This window comes from Vibrio sp. GJ43-1 (genome assembly GCF_055808835.1).
This window is the reverse complement of record NZ_CM147884.1, coordinates 472,209-491,386: the sequence shown is the minus strand read 5'-3', so window position 1 is coordinate 491,386 and position 19,178 is coordinate 472,209. Positions and strand designations below refer to the sequence as shown.

General features: G+C 46.8%; 10 protein-coding genes and 4 pseudogenes. 5 read left to right on the top strand and 9 right to left on the bottom strand.

Going from position 1 to position 19,178, the window contains the following annotated elements; all coding sequences use genetic code 11:
- Positions 1-47: 47 nt before the first annotated feature.
- From AC0L66_RS02415 to pilM, 4 genes and pseudogenes are all read right to left on the bottom strand, one after another.
- Positions 48-538 (bottom strand): annotated as a pseudogene (locus AC0L66_RS02415) (pilus assembly protein PilP).
- The gene (locus AC0L66_RS02410; protein WP_473568298.1) at positions 484-1,143 is read right to left on the bottom strand and encodes a type IV pilus inner membrane component PilO; all 660 of its coding nucleotides are present in this window, start codon (positions 1,141-1,143) and stop codon (positions 484-486) included. The pseudogene AC0L66_RS02415 and the gene AC0L66_RS02410 overlap by 55 nt, the downstream one beginning before the upstream one ends.
- A complete protein-coding gene (locus tag AC0L66_RS02405; protein WP_265676887.1) occupies positions 1,140-1,739 on the bottom strand; it encodes a PilN domain-containing protein in 600 nt (199 codons plus the stop codon). Before AC0L66_RS02405 ends, AC0L66_RS02410 begins: the two co-directional genes overlap by 4 nt.
- Complete coding sequence (gene pilM, locus AC0L66_RS02400) at positions 1,740-2,720, bottom strand: pilus assembly protein PilM (RefSeq protein WP_265676888.1); 981 nt, start codon at positions 2,718-2,720, stop codon at positions 1,740-1,742.
- A gap of 145 nt (positions 2,721-2,865) precedes the next feature.
- Here pilM and AC0L66_RS02395 point away from each other — a divergent pair, with 145 nt between their 5' ends.
- Positions 2,866-5,502, top strand: coding sequence for a penicillin-binding protein 1A (locus tag AC0L66_RS02395; protein ID WP_473568296.1), 2,637 nt, complete (start codon positions 2,866-2,868; stop codon positions 5,500-5,502).
- A gap of 193 nt (positions 5,503-5,695) precedes the next feature.
- Here the strand turns inward: AC0L66_RS02395 and oxyR are convergent, their stop codons facing one another.
- Complete coding sequence (oxyR, locus tag AC0L66_RS02390; RefSeq protein ID WP_265676741.1) at positions 5,696-6,577, bottom strand: DNA-binding transcriptional regulator OxyR; 882 nt, start codon at positions 6,575-6,577, stop codon at positions 5,696-5,698.
- Between the two features lie 162 nt (positions 6,578-6,739).
- On the opposite strand from oxyR, the gene AC0L66_RS02385 reads away from it, so the two are divergent.
- Both AC0L66_RS02385 and AC0L66_RS02380 read left to right on the top strand, forming a co-directional pair.
- Positions 6,740-7,468, top strand: a complete 729-nt coding sequence (locus tag AC0L66_RS02385) for a redoxin family protein (RefSeq protein WP_265676740.1) — start codon at positions 6,740-6,742, stop codon at positions 7,466-7,468.
- A 167-nt stretch (positions 7,469-7,635) separates the two neighbouring features.
- A complete protein-coding gene (locus tag AC0L66_RS02380; protein WP_473568293.1) occupies positions 7,636-9,090 on the top strand; it encodes a dihydrolipoyl dehydrogenase in 1,455 nt (484 codons plus the stop codon).
- 256 nt (positions 9,091-9,346) lie between these two features.
- Here the strand turns inward: AC0L66_RS02380 and argH are convergent.
- The 4 genes and pseudogenes from argH to argC form a co-directional block, all read right to left on the bottom strand.
- Positions 9,347-11,222 (bottom strand): annotated as a pseudogene (argH, locus tag AC0L66_RS02375) (argininosuccinate lyase).
- Between the two features lie 263 nt (positions 11,223-11,485).
- Positions 11,486-12,706, bottom strand: a complete 1,221-nt coding sequence (locus tag AC0L66_RS02370) for an argininosuccinate synthase (protein ID WP_265676737.1) — start codon at positions 12,704-12,706, stop codon at positions 11,486-11,488.
- A gap of 106 nt (positions 12,707-12,812) precedes the next feature.
- Positions 12,813-13,643 carry an acetylglutamate kinase gene (argB, locus tag AC0L66_RS02365; RefSeq protein ID WP_265676736.1) on the bottom strand — a complete coding sequence of 277 codons (831 nt, stop codon included), beginning with the start codon at positions 13,641-13,643 and terminating at the stop codon, positions 12,813-12,815.
- A gap of 15 nt (positions 13,644-13,658) precedes the next feature.
- A complete protein-coding gene (gene argC / locus AC0L66_RS02360) occupies positions 13,659-14,663 on the bottom strand; it encodes an N-acetyl-gamma-glutamyl-phosphate reductase (RefSeq protein WP_473568291.1) in 1,005 nt (334 codons plus the stop codon).
- A gap of 155 nt (positions 14,664-14,818) precedes the next feature.
- Between argC and argE the strand changes: the two are divergent.
- Positions 14,819-15,959: pseudogene (gene argE / locus AC0L66_RS02355) on the top strand (acetylornithine deacetylase).
- Between the two features lie 312 nt (positions 15,960-16,271).
- A pseudogene (gene ppc / locus AC0L66_RS02350) lies at positions 16,272-18,907 on the top strand (phosphoenolpyruvate carboxylase).
- Positions 18,908-19,178: the final 271 nt, after the last annotated feature.

Here is a 19,178-nt window from a genome sequence, read left to right as displayed (position 1 = left end):
GCCCTTTGAATACATTGCTCACAGCCCTTGGCATTACCACTTCTCCATTAATTCAACGCGAGCTTAACTTGCCTTTGAAACCAACAGCCCAAACCGTCTGATAAGGTTTCATTGACAATAAGGCCATCTGGGGTCACTTGTTTTATTTGGCCATTATTTTCGCCAATATATTGCCCTGCACTCACCTTAACCAATTGGCGATTAGGCAATTGCAATAGACCCGTTAACCCTTTCCCTTTACTCATCACCCCTTTGAGCTTCAGCTCCGTCAAACGATATTGCTCTAAGTTCCCTTTACCCCTCGCTTTGGGTTGCCAACAAGCTCGATTATTGGCTTAGGTCTTTGCGCTTGGGCTATCTTAGGTAAATCAAAAGGCGTACCGTATTTAGAATACGTAAATGGCACGGCATCAAATGAATAACGAGGCTGAAGCTGCGCCACTTCAATGACAATTTCCGCCTCTGTTTTTGCGACAAAGTCTGTTAAAGAGTCATCGTTAGCCTGACATCCCACCAAACCAAAAAAAGTAACATCCAACGGCTAGCCCCCATGCCCTTACTCCTGTTTTTTTCGCCCTGTTTAAACTGATAGGTGTAAGCCCTAACACGAAAGTGCAGCGTACTACTCTCTTGACTCACCCTTTGCCACTCGGCATTTTCAAGCAAGATAATTCGCGGTAATTGAGCAATAGACTGTGCGTAATCACCAATATTGTTGTAGCTGCCCGTCAACTCGATATCGAGAGGCAGTTTCAATAAAAAGTCCTGAGAGACGCGCTTTCCCCAATCAATTCGAGTAAAGGTTAAATCGTTATTCAGCCCCTCTTCATTCATCGCGGCCAATAAGCTGGCTAACTCTTTCTGCTCTGGCAGTTGCTGCAGTAAGAAATCATAGTGACTATTAAGCTCATTGAGTTGCGCTTGCATCAGCGGCAGTAACGCGGCTTTTTTAGCCACCCGACTTAGTGTTTGTTTCAGCTCCAGCTCTTGCTGCTTGTAATGTTCCAGCTCATCTAACGCTGGTTTTACGACAAAAAACGTTCCAGCAACAAGTACCAATATTAACAGTAACAACGCGACCAGCACTTGGGGAGCCCAAGGCCAATCCGGCATGTCATCAAGCTCTAGGTCCGCAAAACTCATTTTAGGCGGTCCCCACCCGTCCTAGGGGCCGCTGAGGTGCTATCCATTAATGAATTCGAGTTGAATTGAAAAGAAATATTGAAAGACTGGTAGCTTTGTCCAAAACGTTGACTGCCATGGACAATCGAATGCATGTCGACATTTTGCAGTAAACCAGAGCTCTCAAATCGATCCAGCATTTGAGCAAGCTTAGCGGTACTGCTACTAATACCGCTAAGCTTAAAATTCGTCCCCTCCATACGAACTTTGTCCACATAAACACCATTGGGAACTAAAGTCGGTAACGCATTCATCACTAATGTGGTTTTATTGCGCTGTATCTGCAGCATTTCCACGTAACCAAGCCGCTGCTCCAATGCAGTGTGGGATTGAGTCACTTTCACCAATGATGCTATATCTTTTTGATACTCCGTCACCTTTTGCTGAAGGTAACGCTGCCTCGCCTGCTGCTCCTCAATTTGCATCGACACGTACCACATAGCCGTTTGCACCGTCGCCGCAGCGATGACCACCGAAACAATGAGTGCAACGACAAAACGTCGGCGATGTTGATGCCGCCTATTCTCACGCCAAGGAAGCAGGTTAACCATCTCCATCTAATGCGCCTCCATCCATTGCGCGGCGTTATAAGCCACGCCTAATGCCACTGCAAATGAACCACTTAATAATGTGGCTTCCTTACTGCTCACCCCCACAGCGTTGTGCAGTGCTAAAGGTCTAGCTGGTATACCCAACTTACGCGCAATGAAGTCCATTATTTGAGGCGCATTCGCATGCCCACCACACACCAATACCCCCTCCAGAATCAAACCGCCCTGCACAGAACGATACAGCTGAATTTGTGACATCACTTTGCTGGCTATCTGCTCAAATGCCTGCTCTGCCTGGCTTTTGGGATTCACTCCCCTCGCGTCTAGACCATGTTGATGAGTGGTGTCATAGAGCCATTGTTTTGCCATATCCAGCGGCATATTTTTCGGTGGACATAGTGCGGCTTGCTGGCACCCTAAATCTAATACTCCCCAATTATCAAATACGTCTTGATGGTTGCTCAACATGCTCTGCAGCCCACGAAGTGCGTTGATATTGGTATCCATATACTGCGGCTGATAGCCCAGCGCCTTAATAGTTCCACTCCAATTATCAACAATGGACTGCTTCACCACGTGCACTCGATAGGCGTCGGTTTGTCCTTCAGATATTGGCGACGCTTTATAAAAATCGAGGGCCAACTCTTCTAATGGATAAGGGGATTGGTGGCTCATGGCTTGAAACACAGCAAACTCTTGCTCTTGCCCCTCCAATCCCCTTTCAACTGAGATGATTTTGCTGATTGCCGCGCTATCGGGAATGGCGATCGCCGCTTTTTTCCGAAAAATCGGTGGCAGTGTCTTAAATTTTTTTAGATTCTTTACAGTTTCTTGATGCTTTAATGTATGAGAATCGGAGAAAATAGCGTCAGAGCCTGTTAATTCGAGGTGGTTGATGACGGTCAGCGTGACACCATCAAGCATCAGCACAACGGCTTTGGCGCTGTAATGTCCAATATCAATGCCCGTAATCCATTTCTTAGTCATAAGAAATAACCTCAACAAATACAATAACCATGTGAAAAGGTTGAGATTGACGCCCAAATAAGCGTTAATTAACCCTATAGGTAGTTTTTGGACTAGAGTACAAGTAACTGCCTACCCATAACCTTAATCAATCAGGGAATCTCCGGTGAAGTTCATAAAGAGACTGTTGGTATTTGCATTTATTTGCATACTCTTTGGAGTGAGTACAATTTTTGGGTTTTACTACTATGTAAAACCAGAACTGCCTGACGTCGCGACACTGAAAGACGTTCAGCTCCAAACCCCAATGCAGGTATATAGCCAAGACGGGAAGTTGATCGCACAATTTGGCGAAAAACGACGCATCCCGCTTTCCTATGACGAAATCCCGCAGGATTTAATCCATGCGTTAATCGCCACAGAAGACAGTCGTTACTACGACCACTTTGGCTTTGATCCTATTGGTATCACTCGAGCCGCAGTGGCCGTTATTGCTTCTGGCAGCGCGTCACAAGGCGCAAGTACCATTACTCAGCAGCTAGCCCGTAACTTCTTCTTGTCTAATGAGAAGAAAATTATGCGGAAAGTGAAAGAAATCTTCATTGCCGTGCATATTGAACAACTGCTCAGCAAGCAAGAGATCATGGAGCTGTACGTTAACAAGATATTTCTTGGCTACCGCTCCTACGGGTTTGGCGCCGCTGCTCAAGCCTATTTTGGCCGTGATCTTGATCAGTTAACGCTGAGTGAAATTGCCGTGCTCGCCGGACTGCCAAAAGCGCCGTCAACCATGAACCCAATCTACTCAGTCGAGCGCGCCACTCATCGTCGAAATGTAGTACTCGCTCGAATGCTCAGTGAAAAGTACATCACTCAAGCACAGTTCGATGAAGCCCGAGAAGAGCCGATTATTTCGCAGTACCATGGTGCTGAAATCGAACTAAGAGCGCCATACGTCGCTGAAATCGCTCGTGCATGGATGGTCAATCGTTACGGTGAGGAAGCCTATGAATCTGGTATGCGCATCACTATGACGGTAGATTCTAAATTGCAAAAAGCCGCGCACACGGCAGCCATCAACAACCTTTTGGCCTACGATGAGCGACACGGTTATCGTGGTGCGGAAAAAGTGGTTTGGAAAGCGAACCAGCCAGCGATGTCAACGGAAGACATGACAAAGTACCTACGCAAACAACCCACTTATGGTGAACTGCGTCCTGCCATTGTCACTGCAGTTAACGCCAAATCTATTAAGGTTTGGGTGAAGGGTTACCAAGAGCAAACCATAGATTGGGATAACATCAAATGGGCTCGTAAGTTCAGAACCGATGACCGCCAAGGTGCCGCACCGAAATCAGCAGGTGACGTCACCGCCGTCGGCGAACAAATTTGGGTACGTGCAAGCCACATTGATACTCTTGAAGACGTCACGGATGTTGAACCAACAGAAAACGCAGAAGTGGCTCCAGAAAAAGCCATCACATGGCGTTTGAGTCAAGTACCTAATGCCAACACTGCATTTGTCGCGATCAATCCAGAAAACGGCGCTGTCCTTTCGCTGGTAGGCGGTTTCAACTTTGTTCACAGCAAGTTTAACCGTGCGACACAGTCTGTCCGTCAAGTCGGATCAAGTATCAAACCCTTTATCTACGCTGCAGCGCTCGATAAAGGCATGACACTGGCAAGCTTGGTGAATGATGCACCAATTAACAAATGGGACAAGAGTGCAGGCACCGCTTGGCGTCCAAAAAATTCACCTCCGACGTATACTGGTCCTACTCGACTTCGTATCGGTCTAGCTCAGTCTAAAAACGTTATGGCTGTCCGTGTCTTGCGTGAAGTGGGGCTGGATGATACCCGTGAGTACTTAACACGTTTCGGGTTTGATAAAACCAAGGTGCCACGTTCAGAGACTATCGCACTGGGCGCGGGGAGCTTAACGCCGATTCAAATGGCGCAAGGCTTCTCGGTCTTTGCTAATGGCGGATACTATGTTGAGCCTTACTACATCAGCCGAGTGGAAGACCCATTTGGTAAGGTTGAATATGAAGCGCACCCGAATGTCATTTGCCAAACTGGCTGTGCACAAGTGCCAACACCCGAGACATTCACATCAAATAGCGATGACAATGCTCCAAGTATTGAAGAAGCGACGAGTGCAACAGCGCTTGAGCCTATCGACATGACCCGTTTCAATGAGGAAGATGTTGATACAAACGAGCCTAATTACGCGCCACAGGTTCTCTCTGAGCAAACGGCATTCCTCACTCGTGAAATGATGTATAGCAACATTTGGGGCGGTGGAAACTGGCGTGATGGCACGGGATGGAACGACGCCGGTTGGCGAGCTCAAGTGTTAAAACGCCGCGATATTGGCGGAAAAACAGGTACCACAAACGATTCTAAAGATGCGTGGTACAACGGTTATGGACCAGGCATTGTGGCGACTGCTTGGGTTGGTTTTGATGATCACCAAAGAAAGCTCGGCCGAACCACAACCAACAGTAACTTAGGCAAAGAGCAAATCACGGGCGCGGAAGCAGGAGCGAAAACGGCGCAACCAGCATGGGTCGATTTCATGCGCATTGCATTGGATGATAAACCACAAGCTTCCAAAGCTATCCCTAATGGGATATCTCGAGTGCGTATTGATCGTGACTCAGGATTACTATCAAACAAAACCGATTCATCGTCTATGTTTGAGTACTTTGAGATTGGCACTGAACCAAAAGAATACGTTCAAGAAAGTCTCACGGATACTTTGTACTCCAGTGATACCTCGGAAGGGGAAAGCCTGTTTTAGCGATGATGTATTTCATCAGACACCGCCAAAACTAATCGTTGGCAAGTCATCATTAAAGCCCTCTTTCAGAGGGCTTTTTTTGTACTATCCCGTATTAGTGCATTATCCCGTATTAGTGCACATCCCGAATTAGTACGCTATGCCGAATGAGCGCACCAAGCAAAGTTAGGTCTAACGTGCTGAATCAGACCAGCTATAAATAACTGGCGATCGCCGCCGCTATTTTTTCGAATCGAACTCGTAACGGTGAGCCGGGACGATACGCTAATACCAAACTTCTTGAAGGCGTTGGGTTGACCGCCCTGACATAGCACACCCCATCCTTCTCACGCTCTTTCGGCAATGAAAGGTCAGGAAGCAAGGTAATGCCCGCTCCAGCTGCCACCATATTTCTGAGCGTCTCTAAGCTCGTCGCTTTAAAGCGTTCATCATCCTTTGCTCCGGCCGCAAAACAGAAACCAAGAGCATGATCTCGCAAGCAATGTCCATCTCCTAGCGCCAGTACTGTTCGCCCTTCAAGTTCATGCATATCAACTTCAAGCTGATCGGCCCATTCATGGCCGCAAGGGACCGCTACGCTGAGTGGCTCATTGTACACTTCAATTTCTTTAAAGTGCGCCGTTTCAGCAACCGAGGCTAAAACGAGGCAGTCTAACTTGCCTTCTTCCAACTGTCTCACCAACTGATGAGTTTGCGCCTCGTGAAGAAAAAGCTCGAGATCCGGATAGGCCTCTTTGAGTTTTGGGACAATTTTTGGCAATAAATAAGGACCAACCGTAGGAATAAATCCAATATGCATAGGCCCAGTCATTTCACCGCTTTGACCCGCAGCCATCTCTTTGAAGGTTTTGACTTCCTTCAGTATACGCTTAGCTTGCTCAACCAACTGTAACCCAGAATCTGTGAACAACACACGTCGACTGCTACGTTCCAACAGCGACGTACCAATTTCATCTTCCAGTTTGCGAATCTGCCCACTCAATGTGGGCTGGCTAACAAAGCATGCCTCTGCCGCTTTTCGAAAATGCTTATGCTCCGCCAATGCTACCAAGTATTCAAAGTCTCGAATGTTCATTACAGTCCTAGATAGAAAATAACTATCAATACCATAACAATAAACGATTGGAGCTATCAACGTATTTTTTTAATAATGGTCTCAACGAAACAGAGCAGATCAAGCTAAGCTCTCTAAGAATTATTAACAAATTCAAATCTACGAATTTTAAAGGACATCATTATGTTTGCATCAAAAGAAGGTCAAGCGGTTCCACAAGTTACCTTTCCAACTCGCCAAGGCGACGCATGGGTTAACGTAACAAGCGATGAACTGTTTAAAGACAAAACCGTGATTCTATTCAGCCTACCTGGCGCATTTACACCAACGTGTTCATCAAGTCACCTGCCACGTTATAACGAGCTATTCTCTGTCTTTAAAGAGCATGGTGTCGATGAAATAGTGTGTGTATCGGTCAACGACACCTTCGTGATGAATGCATGGAAAGCAGACCAAGAAGCAGAAAACATCACCTTTATCCCAGATGGTAATGGCGACTTTACCGACGGTATGGGTATGCTGGTTGAGAAAAATGACATTGGGTTTGGCAAGCGTTCATGGCGCTACAGCATGTTGGTTAAAAACGGCGTGGTCGAAAAAATGTTCATTGAACCTAATGAGCCAGGCGACCCATTCAAAGTATCAGATGCGGATACTATGCTTAAGTACCTCGCACCAGAGTACAAAACGCAAGATTCCATCACAGTATTCTCTAAGCCAGGTTGCCCATTCTGTGCGAAAGCGAAACAAAACCTCATTGATCACGGTCTTCAATATGAAGAAGTGATTCTAGGAAAAGATGCAACCACAGTAAGCCTACGCGCCATTAGTGGTCGTACAACGGTTCCTCAAGTCTTCATCGGCGGTAAACACATCGGTGGTAGCGAAGAATTAGAAGCCTACCTCGGTTAATCATTTCATCGTGATCCACTCAAATGCCATGCGCATATGAGTGGATCAACTTCCGGCTCTTCTTTTTCGGTTCTACCGTTACGCTCTATCACTTCCGAATAATAAATCACTGTTGTTTAGTCTGGCATTGCTGCTTGTCTACCCACGTTGCTTAAAGAGATACCGCTATGAAACAGTTAAATGTAAATGTCGCCATTATTGGCGGCGGCACCGCAGGCCTAGGCGCTTATCGCGCCGCCAAAGCCCATACCGATAATGTTGTCCTGATCGAAGGTGGTCCTTACGGGACAACCTGTGCACGTGTTGGCTGCATGCCTTCTAAACTACTAATTGCAGCGGCGGAAAGCGTACATCAAATCGAAAAAGCACCAGGGTTTGGGATTTACCCACAAGGTGAAACCCTCATCAACGGTAAAGAAGTGATGGCTCGCATAAAAAGCGAGCGCGACCGATTCGTTGGCTTTGTCCTTGAAGGGGTGGATGAGATCCCGGCGGCAGATAAAATTTCAGGCTATGCCAATTTCATTGATGACCACACATTAGTGGTTGACGATCACACAACCATTATCGCAGAGCGAATCGTTATCGCGACAGGATCTCGCCCCGCTTATCCGGCGATCTGGAACGATCTTGGTGATCGACTGATCGTTAACGATAACGTCTTTGAATGGGATGACCTTCCAGATTCAATTGCCGTCTTTGGTCCGGGAGTGATTGGGTTAGAATTAGGCCAGGCATTACATCGCCTAGGAGTCAAAACCAAAGTCTTTGGACTTGGTGGGCAGGTAGGTCCGTTAACTGACCCCGAGATCATGAACTACGCCAATCAGGCATTCCAAGAAGAGTTTTACCTTGATGCAGACGTCAAAGTCGAGAGCATGAAGCGAATCGACGGTGAAAAAGTTGAAATCCAATTTATTAATCTTGATGGCGAACCCGACACCTTTATTGTCGACTATGTATTAGCGGCAACAGGCCGTCGCCCCAATGTGGATAGATTGTCACTCGAAAATACCACGGTTGTCCTAGATGAACGAGGGGTGCCAAGCGCGGATCATTACACGCTTCAGACATCGGCGAAAAATATTTTCATTGCTGGTGATGCCAGTAACCAAATCCCATTACTGCATGAGGCGGCCGATCAAGGGCGTATTGCTGGCGACAACGCGGGTCGGTTCCCAGATATTCGCGCCGGACTAAGAAGAAGCTCTATTTCTGCCGTATTTTCCGACCCACAAATTGCCATGGTCGGGGAAACCTTTAAGCAACTCGAACAACGCTTCGGTGGTTGCGGCTGTTTTGCTACAGGCGAAGTCTCATTTGAAAACCAAGGTCGCTCTCGTGTGATGCTGCGTAACAAAGGCATACTGCATGTGTATGGTGAGCAAGGAACAGGACGATTCTTAGGGGCTGAAATGATGGGACCGAATGCCGAACATTTGGCTCACTTACTGGCCTGGGCGCATCAAAACAAGATGACGATATCAGAAATGCTGGATATGCCGTTTTACCACCCAGTGATTGAAGAAGGCGTACGAACCGCGTTGCGAGATCTCAATGCTAAGCTACATCTTGGTCCAGAAATGATTAAACATTGCCTAGACTGCGGTCCAGGGTGCTAGATACTCACTCACGGCAAGTGATGTCGCACTTTTATAGGAAATGAGATTCCCAGTAGCCTAGATTCACACTGACATTTCTAGAGCGCTAAAAAGAAAAAAGCCCCAAAGTCAAATCTGACTTGGGGCCTTCTTAGATTCTTCTAAGAAAAAGCAGTGGTACTTTAATAGACCGGGCTTTTTCTCATTTGTTCCCTTAAAAATGATCTTTTTTTAAAACTTTTTCGATCTTTTTATTAAACCATTTAATTTCAGCAACTTAGGCAACATTCATTTTTGCGATAATTTGCTCTGCCAGGTTCACTTCTAGCGCCACTTCATCACACGCATGTTGTCTTGGGCATTGATCGCAGTCCTTTAGCACTTTCTCAGGCAATAACGTCTTCGATGTTGGAATGAAGTCATGCTTCATAAAGAACTCAGGGGTACGAGTCAGTACAAAGACCTTTTTAATCGCCATCTTACGGGCTTTCTCAACCAAGTGCTGAACAATCGCAGTGCCCTGCCCTTGACCTTGCCAGCCAGCTTCAACCCCTAGAGAACGAACTTCGGCTAACCCTGAGTCATACACATACAAGGAAGCACAACCTGTGACCTCACCATGGTGTTCTGCGACAGCAAAGGAGCCAATATCACGCACTAACTCATTGCGGTTTCTTGGTAAATTCTCACCTTGATTTGCCCAATACGCCACCATACTCTCTAGCGCATCAATGTCGGTCAGACGAGCAGAACGAACCTTCACTGCCGAGTTATCACGAGAACTTAGGCGCTTCTCCGCTTGGTCCACGGCGTAAGCGACTTGTTGAGGTGCGACCCCACCCAAAGCGTTACGCTTCTCAAGGCAGCTTTCAATGGTCAGAATATCGTAAACATCTTGCTCAATGACTGACGAGAATTCTTGCAACTCAGCAATGGAGAGCTCTTCTAGTGCGCAGCCTTTAGCAATCGCACTGACCACCGCCACACCGACAATATGGTGTGCTTCACGGAAAGGAATACCTTTTGCTACCAAGTAGTCAGCAAGCTCTGTCGAGTTGGCGTAACCTTGCTTCGCCGCTTCTAGCGTACGCTCACCATTCACTTTGATGCCATCGAAACAAAGCGCCGCCATTTCCATGCAATCATTCCATGTATCGAGCGCATCAAACAGGCCTTCTTTGTCCTCTTGCATATCCTTGTTGTATGCCAGTGGTAATGCCTTTACCGTCATCATCATCGCCGCAAGCGAACCGTAAACACGCCCGGTTTTACCACGAATCAGTTCCAGTGCATCGGGGTTTTTCTTTTGTGGCATTAACGATGAACCAGAGGTTACCGTATCTGCCAATTCGATGAAGTTGGATTCACCTGAATTATAAAAAATCATATCTTCTGCGAGACGAGAAAGATGCAGCATCGAAATAGACGCGATCGACATTAACTCCATCACATGGTCACGATCAGAAACAGAATCTAAACTATTGCGCGTGGCACGACGAAAACCTAAGTTATGTGCCAGCTCTTCACGGTCCATTGGATAAGCGGTACCCGCCAGCGCGCCCGAGCCCAACGGACAAGTGTCCAAGCGTTTAATCGCATCTTCTAAACGAGAATAGTCCCGTTCAAACATTTCTACATATGCCATACACCAGTGCGCAAATGTCATATAGCTGAGCACGCTGAAGGTGAGTATAACCAGGCAGTACCGTTTCTTGGTGTGCTCTCGCCACATCGACCATTTGGGTTTGCAGCCTATCCAAACCGAGCAGCAATTGTTGCCCTTGCTGGCGACACCACAATTTAAGGTCCGTCGCGACTTGATCGTTACGTGAACGACCTGTGTGCAGCTTTTTGCCTAAATCGCCGACTTTGCTGATCAGTTGCTGTTCAACCCAACTATGAATGTCTTCCGCATCAGAACGTAAAATCTGCTCAGGATCTTCCATCACTTCAAGTTTCAGTTCGTTCAACGCCAATTCCAGCTTTTGCTGCTCATCAACGGTTAACACGTCCACTGAAACCAGTGCTTTAGACCAAGCAATCGAGCCGACAATGTCTTGCTCAGCTAATCGATAATCAAAGCGTAATGAGTCATTAAAGTCTTTGAATCTCGTATCTGCTGCTTGGGTAAATCTTCCGCCCCATAATGCCATTATCACTCTCCTAACTGCTCGGTATTCACTGCTTGTCTAACGATGGAATCTAATCAAAGTCAGTTTGTTTTTTTGATAGGTTCAACTTACGGCAAATCAAAAAGAAAATAAAGTAAAAATTCACTTATTTCACATAATTATTCACACCATTTCGTATTCTTGTTTTCTTTATCCTTATAAAACAAGAAACCCACTTGCACTGCAAGTGGGTTTACCTTAATCCAAATAGCCTAGGTTGGCATTATTTGTTTTTCTTCACTTTGTTATTTGTTTTTCTTAACTTCATTCAATGCACGGATACGGCTTGAAAGTGAGTAAAGACGGATGAAGCCTTCGGCATGGCTTTGGTCATACACTTCATCTTCGCCAAAGGTCGCAAACTCTTCACAGTATAAGCTGTTGTCTGAACGTTTCTGAGTCACCGTCGCTTGACCTTTATAAAGTTTGATCACCACTTCGCCATTCACGTCCTGCGCTAACTCTTCCGTTGCAGCAAGAATCGATTTGCAAAGCGGTGTAAACCAACGACCATCGTAAACAAGGTGAGACGCTTTCACGCCTAGCTCTTCACGGAATTCAAACGCCGCTTTATCCAGAACCAATTGCTCAACCGCACGCAACGCTTCCATCATGATAGTGCCACCCGGAGTTTCGTAACAGCCACGAGACTTCATACCTACTAAACGGTTCTCAACGATATCAATACGACCCACGCCATGTTTAGCGCCCTTTTCATTGAGGTAAACCAATGCGTTGTATGGCGTCATCGTTTCACCATCAACCGCAACCACTTCACCCTTAGCCACTTGTAGCGTCACCGTTTCAGATTCGTTCGGTGCTTGTTCAGGGTCAACGGTCCACGCCCAGCAATCGTCATTTGGCGCGTTCCAAGTATCTTCTAAAACACCGCCTTCTGTTGAAATATGCCATGCGTTAGCATCACGAGAATAGATCTTAGTCAGTGAAGCACTACAAGGGATGTTACGCTCAGCTAGGTAATCTAGACACTCTTCACGGCTAACCAGATCCCACTCACGCCATGGCGCAATAACATGCAGATCAGGGGCAAGCGCGGCAAACGCACCTTCAAAACGTACTTGGTCGTTACCTTTACCCGTACAGCCATGGCACAACGCATCCGCGCCAACTTTACGCGCCACTTCCACCTGTGCTTTAGCAATAATCGGACGAGCCATTGACGTACCTAGCAGGTATTTGCCTTCATAGTACGCCCCTGTTTTTAGGGTTGGGTAAATGTACTCAGCAACCATCTCTTCTTTTAGGTCAGCGATGTAACATTCAGACGCGCCTGATGCCTTGGCTTTTTCTTCGATGCCATTCAGCTCTTCTTCGCCTTGGCCCACGTCCGCGACAAACGCGACAACTTCACAGTCGTAATTCTCTTTTAGCCACGGAATGATCACAGACGTATCAAGACCGCCAGAATAGGCTACAACAACTTTCTTTACGCTTTTCTTGCTCATGGTTCTTTCTCCTTGTGTCCGAGCCTGAATTGGCGGTCAGTATCTCGGGTGTTAAATTTGGTATTTATTCTATTCATGTTGCTGCGTGGCAAACAGCCACTCAGCTTTAATTTGGGACGAATTGCGTGCCGATGCTTTTACCTGCAAACAAATCATTTAATTTTTCTGGGTAACGCCATGTGGCGACTTCGATAGGTCGACCTAATTCACTGGCGGCCTGCAACGCCGCCTGAACTTTCACAATCATGCCGTCAGTAATCACATGCCCGGTAATTAAGGCATCGGCTTGCTCTTGAGTTAGGCTTGGCAATAAATGTCCTTTCCCATCCAATACACCGCTCACATCGGAAAGTAACACGAGCTCTGCATCCAGAGCGCCCGCAACCGCCACAGCCGCTTGGTCGGCATTCACATTCATCAATTGACCATGATTGTCTAAGCCGATCGAACTAATAATAGGTAGCGCGCCTGTTTTCAAGATGGCTTGCAATACCGCTGGGTTTCCTGGCTTGGCATTACCAACTGCACCAAGTTCAGGATCCAGTTCGGTCACTTCACAAAGGCCGCCATCTGCAAGACTTAAGCCCACTGCATTTAAACCCGCCTTAATCGCATCACCTTGCAGTAATTTGTTCGCCGTCCCCGCAAGGGCGCCAGCAATTAGCGGGATTTGATCATAAGGGGTCACGCGCAATCCTTGCTTCTTCTCTGTTGGCAGATTAAGTTTCTGCATCAGATCATCCACAAGATAGCCTCCACCGTGCACAATCACGATGTCGCGTTGAGCTTGTTTTTTATAGTTTGAAATCGCCACAAACAGTTGATTCAACGTATTTGTACACGAAAGCGCGGCACCGCCCAATTTAATCACCAGTGGTAATGGCGTGGATGCAAGCTCTGTCGATACTAGTGGTGTTGATGCGTTGTTCTGCGTCATGCTTCTCTCCTCGCCCTATACCAACGATGTCAGCTGGGAAAATTGGTTTTTAATGTTTAGGCACTGCATCGCTTGGCTTGAAGCACCTTTTAGCAGATTATCGATCGCCGATACGACAATAATATGTTGACCTTGTACCTTCCAACCGATATCACAAAACGGCGTGTTCTCTACGTCTTGAATTCTTGGAATCGTGTCACCTTTAATGCGCACACAAGGTTGCTCGGCATATGCCACCTCAAAGGCTTGTTGAACTTGCTCCGCCTTTACGCCATCCGCTAGCTTCATGGTAATCGTGGCCAAAATGCCACGCTTAAAGTTGCCTAAATGAGGATTAAATATCACTTCACAGCCCAAATGCGTCGCCATCTCAGGCTGATGTCTATGGGTAAACAATCCATAAGGCTGCAAGCTCACTTCACAAAAACTATTATTCGTTGTCGCTTTACGGCCAGCCCCCGTCACACCACTTGTGGCATTGATGACAGGCCAAACTTGCGTATCGATCAGTGTCGACTCAACCAGCGGTTTAATCGCCAACTGCGAAGCCGTTGGATAACAACCCGGCACTGCCACCAGCTGCGCCGCTTGAATGTCCGCAGCATTCCATTCGGCAAGGCCGTAAGCCGCTTTATCAAGCCACTGTGCATGCTGATGTTCAAAGCCATAATACGTGGTGTAGAAGTCATCACCTTTCACACGGTACGCACCAGATAAATCGAACACCTGACAACCTTGCGCAAGAAAAACGGGCGCTAAGTCATGGCTCACTTCATGGGCGGTTGCTAAAAACACCACATCACATTCATTGGCGACTTTTTCTACATCAACAAGCGGTTGGATACGGTCATCCACAATGCCCGCCAATTTTCCATGAACCTGTGAAACCAACTTACCTGCATCGACACTATTGGCGGACACGTATAAACCTGATAGCGTAAGCTCCGGGTGTTTCGTGACCATCAGAGCCAGTTCTGCTCCTGTGTAATCGGTGGCGCCAATAATGGTGGTTTTTAGCATCTATCTACATCCATTTCCGTTAGACTTGAACATATCAGCCATTGACTATAAATCTAAAAAAACAGTCAATAAATGATTTTTTATTCATTAATTTTGATTTAATATGTGTTTTACCGTCTTATAGTTAATCTGTCAACAGTAGAAGTGAAGATAATATGCAATTGCCAACGTTCTTAGAGGTCTACAAGGGCCTAATCAGCACCCCTTCTATCAGTTCGACTGACCCAAGCTGGGATCACGGCAACGAAAAAGTGATAGAGAAACTGGCCACCTGGATGAAAGATCTTGGCTTTGAGGTCGAAGTTGAAGAAGTGGAACCGAACAAATTCAATATGATCGCCAAAAAAGGCCAAGGTGAAGGGGGACTGCTTCTAGCTGGTCACAGTGATACCGTGCCTTTTGATGAAGGACGCTGGAGCTTCAACCCTCATGACCTCACAGAAAAAGACAATCGCTTTTACGGCCTAGGCACGGCGGATATGAAAGGCTTCTTTGCCTTTATTTATGAAGCCGTGAAAAAAATCGACTGGAGCAAACAAACCAAGCCCCTCTATGTTCTCGCCACTTGTGACGAAGAAACCACCATGCTGGGTGCGCGTCACTTTACCGACACCGCGCCCTTCAAACCAGATTATTGCATTATTGGTGAACCCACTAACCTTGTGCCTATCCGTGGACATAAAGGGCACGTCGCAAACGCCATCAGAGTCACAGGTAAGTCAGGTCACTCGTCTGATCCTGCACTCGGTGTCAACGCCATCGAAATCATGCACGAAGTGATGTACGCGATGATGACACTGCGTGATAAATTGGTGAAAGAGTATCACCACCCTGGATTCGCTATCCCTAGTCCCACACTGAATCTCGGCCACATCCACGGTGGTGATAGCGCGAATAGAATTTGTGGCTGCTGCGAATTACATTACGATGTCCGCCCACTGCCAGGAATCAGCTTGGATGGCCTAGACAACATGCTAAGAAGTGCGCTGAAAGAGGTGGAAGCAAAGTGGCCAGGGCGCTTAACCATCACCGCACTGCATGAACCTATTCCAGGCTATGAGTGCGATCATCAACATCCTTTTGTTGGTGGTATGGAGCGCTTATGTGACACGCCATCAGACACCGTCAACTACTGTACTGAAGCGCCATTTTTACAGGCGTTGTGCCCAACTCTGGTGTTAGGTCCTGGTTCGATTGATCAGGCGCACCAGCCCGATGAGTTTCTTAGCCTGAGACTTTGTCGACCCAACCATCAATATTCTTGCTAAAGCCATCAATAAGTATTGCTTTGAGTAACGAAATTTGACTCAATTCACTCACACAATGTAATAAATTTTCAACATTGCCGATTGGCTGGGTGTTACTGTACAATAAATCAGCAACACTTCAGCATCGCAACAATCAACAAAATCATTACCCTAAATCAATAACGAATTCTATGAAAAAAGGCATGCTACATTAAGCAGTTAAAGGTTTGCGTGCGCTTTTCATTCCAATGCGATTATTGCAAACATGGATTACTTTATTTGACTACGCCTAGCATTTTTCGCTAGATTGTTAAGCTGAAACGGAATAATGGATGTAGTTAAATTACAAGGCAGGACGACTATGAACGAAAAATACGCCCCATTGAAAAGCAATGTTAGGATGCTTGGGCACTTGTTGGGGAATACCATCAAGGAAGCACACGGAGAGGCGATTTTAGAGAAAGTTGAAAAAATTCGTCAACTTTCCAAATCCGTTGTACGTGCAGGCAATGAGGCCGATCGTGAGATTTTAATCGATGAGATTAAAAGCCTGCCTAATGAGCAATTAACGCCAGTCGCTCGCGCATTTAACCAATTCCTCAACCTCACCAACATCGCCGATCAATACCACACGATCTCACGAAGCTGTGAGGCTGATGTCTGTGAACCCGACCCTATCTATACGTTGTTTTCGAAATTAAGCCAAGAGAACATCAGCAAGCTCGATACTGCACAAGCGGTTCGCGATCTGAATATTGAATTGGTACTAACCGCGCACCCAACAGAAATCACTCGTCGCACCATGATCAATAAACTGGTGAAAATTAACGAGTGTCTCTCTAAGCTTGAACTCAGTGAAATATCAGACAAAGAACGCAGCAAAATAGAGCGTCGCTTAGAGCAACTTATCGCGCAAAGCTGGCACTCTGATGTTATTCGCCAGCAACGCCCAACCCCGCTTGATGAAGCTAAGTGGGGCTTTGCCGTTGTCGAAAACTCGCTGTGGGAAGCCATTCCTGAATTCCTACGTGAAATGGATGATCGCCTGAAAAACTATTTAGGTGAAGGGCTACCCATTGATGCTCGCCCAGTTCACATCTCTTCATGGATGGGTGGCGACCGCGACGGAAACCCATTCGTAACACACAAAATTACTCGTGAAGTGATGCTGCTCTCTCGCTGGAAAGCGGCGGAACTTTATCTGCAAGACTTCCAAGAGCTCATCACTGAGCTGTCTATGGTGAAATGTAACGACCACGTGAGAGATCTCATGCGGTGAACAACATGAACCTTACCGAGCGATCCTAAAACCAGTGCGTAAGCTGCTGGTCAATACACTGGAAGTGCTAGAAGCGCAGATCAACCACCAAGATGTGCCAAACAAACCAATTCTTGAAGACAGTGCACAGCTGTGGGAACCCCTATTAGCGTGTTACCAATCACTGCGCGAAAGCGGCATGGCCATTATTGCTGATGGGTCACTTCTTGATACCATCCGCCGCGTGAAAGCCTTTGGTGTTCACCTTGTTCGCTTGGACATTCGTCAAGAAAGCACACGCCACTCTGACGTGATCTCTGAATTGACTCGTCATTTGGGTCTTGGTGACTACGACCAATGGAGCGAACAAGATAAAGTTTCTTTCCTTATCAACGAACTCAGCTCTAAACGTCCGCTACTACCTCGTGACTGGGAGCCGTCAGAGTCAGTACAAGAAGTGTTAGATACTTGTCGTGTTATTGCCTCTCAATCACGTGATGCTTTTGGTGCCTACGTCATCTCAATGGCGCGCACGGCGTCAGACGTTCTGGCGGTTCACCTAATTTTGCAAGAGTGTGGCTGTAAATTCCGTATGGATGTGTGCCCACTGTTCGAAACGCTTGAAGATTTAAACAACTCAGAAGCCGTGATGAAGCAGCTGTTTGAGATTGATTGGTACCGTGGTTATATCCAAAATCACCAAATGGTGATGATTGGTTACTCCGACTCAGCGAAAGACGCTGGCGTAATGGCTGCAGGCTGGGCGCAATACAGTGCAATGGAATCTCTGGTCGAAGTCAGCGAACAAGCAGGCATTGAAATCACCCTGTTCCATGGCCGTGGTGGTTCTATTGGTCGTGGTGGTGCACCTGCACATGCCGCGCTATTGTCCCAGCCACCAAAGAGTCTAAAACGCGGCCTACGAGTCACTGAGCAAGGCGAAATGATCCGCTTTAAGCTCGGACTCCCGGAAATTGCCATTAACAGTTTCAACCTGTATGCCAGTGCGATCCTAGAAGCCAACCTGTTACCGCCACCGAAGCCAAAGCAAGATTGGCGTGACCTCATGGAAGTGCTATCACAAGTATCTTGTGATGCCTATCGTCGTGTTGTTCGTGATGAGCCGGACTTTGTTCCTTACTTCCGTCAAGCGACTCCAGAGCTAGAGTTAGGCAAGCTTCCGCTAGGCTCTCGTCCTGCGAAACGTAACCCTAACGGTGGCGTAGAGAGCTTACGCGCTATCCCATGGATTTTCTCTTGGAGCCAAAACCGTCTTGTGCTTCCTGCTTGGTTAGGCGCAGGTGAAGCGATTCAGTACTCTATCGATAAAGGCCATCAAGCTCTGTTAGAAGAAATGTGTCGCGAGTGGCCATTCTTCTCTACTCGCTTAGGCATGCTGGAGATGGTGTACACCAAGTGCAACATGGAAATATCACGCTACTATGACCAGCGTTTGGCGGATCCGGAGTTGCTACCATTAGGTGATAAACTACGCGCACAACTGCAGCAAGATATTAAAGCGGTATTGAACGTAGAAAATAACGATCACCTCATGCAAAGCGACCCATGGGGACAAGAGTCTATTCGTCTACGTAACACCTATGTTGAACCTCTTAACATGCTGCAAGCCGAACTTCTCTATCGCACACGTCAGAGCGAAGAGACAGAAACTGAGCTAGAAGAAGCGCTCATGGTGACGATTGCCGAGCATCGCAGCAGGCATGCGAAACACCGGATAGCCAGTGTAATATTTCAAAATAAAGACAAAAGGTCGCATTTTGCGACCTTTAATTTTGCCGAAGTGTCTTATTGAGTCTTTTGTTAGTTCTTTTCTAGTGACACTAGCCTCTATTCCACTTAATGCTTATAAAGTTCTATATAATTAAATCCTGTTGTCCGATAAAAATAATAAAAGTATCTATCGACAACATGGGTTGTGTGTTCATACAACCTCCTAGGTGACAAAGGCTTATATAAGGCGACTGTGTTAACCACACAGACCATGCTTCT

Bases quoted from the DNA above. Each gene is read 5' to 3' on its own strand.
- AC0L66_RS02410 (WP_473568298.1), bottom strand. From the start codon at position 1,143: ATGAGTTTTGCGGACCTAGAGCTTGATGACATGCCGGATTGGCCTTGG.
- AC0L66_RS02405 (WP_265676887.1), bottom strand. From the start codon at position 1,739: ATGGAGATGGTTAACCTGCTTCCTTGGCGTGAGAATAGGCGGCATCAA.
- pilM (WP_265676888.1), bottom strand. From the start codon at position 2,720: ATGACTAAGAAATGGATTACGGGCATTGATATTGGACATTACAGCGCC.
- oxyR (WP_265676741.1), bottom strand. From the start codon at position 6,577: ATGAACATTCGAGACTTTGAATACTTGGTAGCATTGGCGGAGCATAAG.
- AC0L66_RS02385 (WP_265676740.1), top strand. From the start codon at position 6,740: ATGTTTGCATCAAAAGAAGGTCAAGCGGTTCCACAAGTTACCTTTCCA.
- AC0L66_RS02380 (WP_473568293.1), top strand. From the start codon at position 7,636: ATGAAACAGTTAAATGTAAATGTCGCCATTATTGGCGGCGGCACCGCA.
- AC0L66_RS02370 (WP_265676737.1), bottom strand. From the start codon at position 12,706: ATGAGCAAGAAAAGCGTAAAGAAAGTTGTTGTAGCCTATTCTGGCGGT.
- argB (WP_265676736.1), bottom strand. From the start codon at position 13,643: ATGACGCAGAACAACGCATCAACACCACTAGTATCGACAGAGCTTGCA.
- argC (WP_473568291.1), bottom strand. From the start codon at position 14,663: ATGCTAAAAACCACCATTATTGGCGCCACCGATTACACAGGAGCAGAA.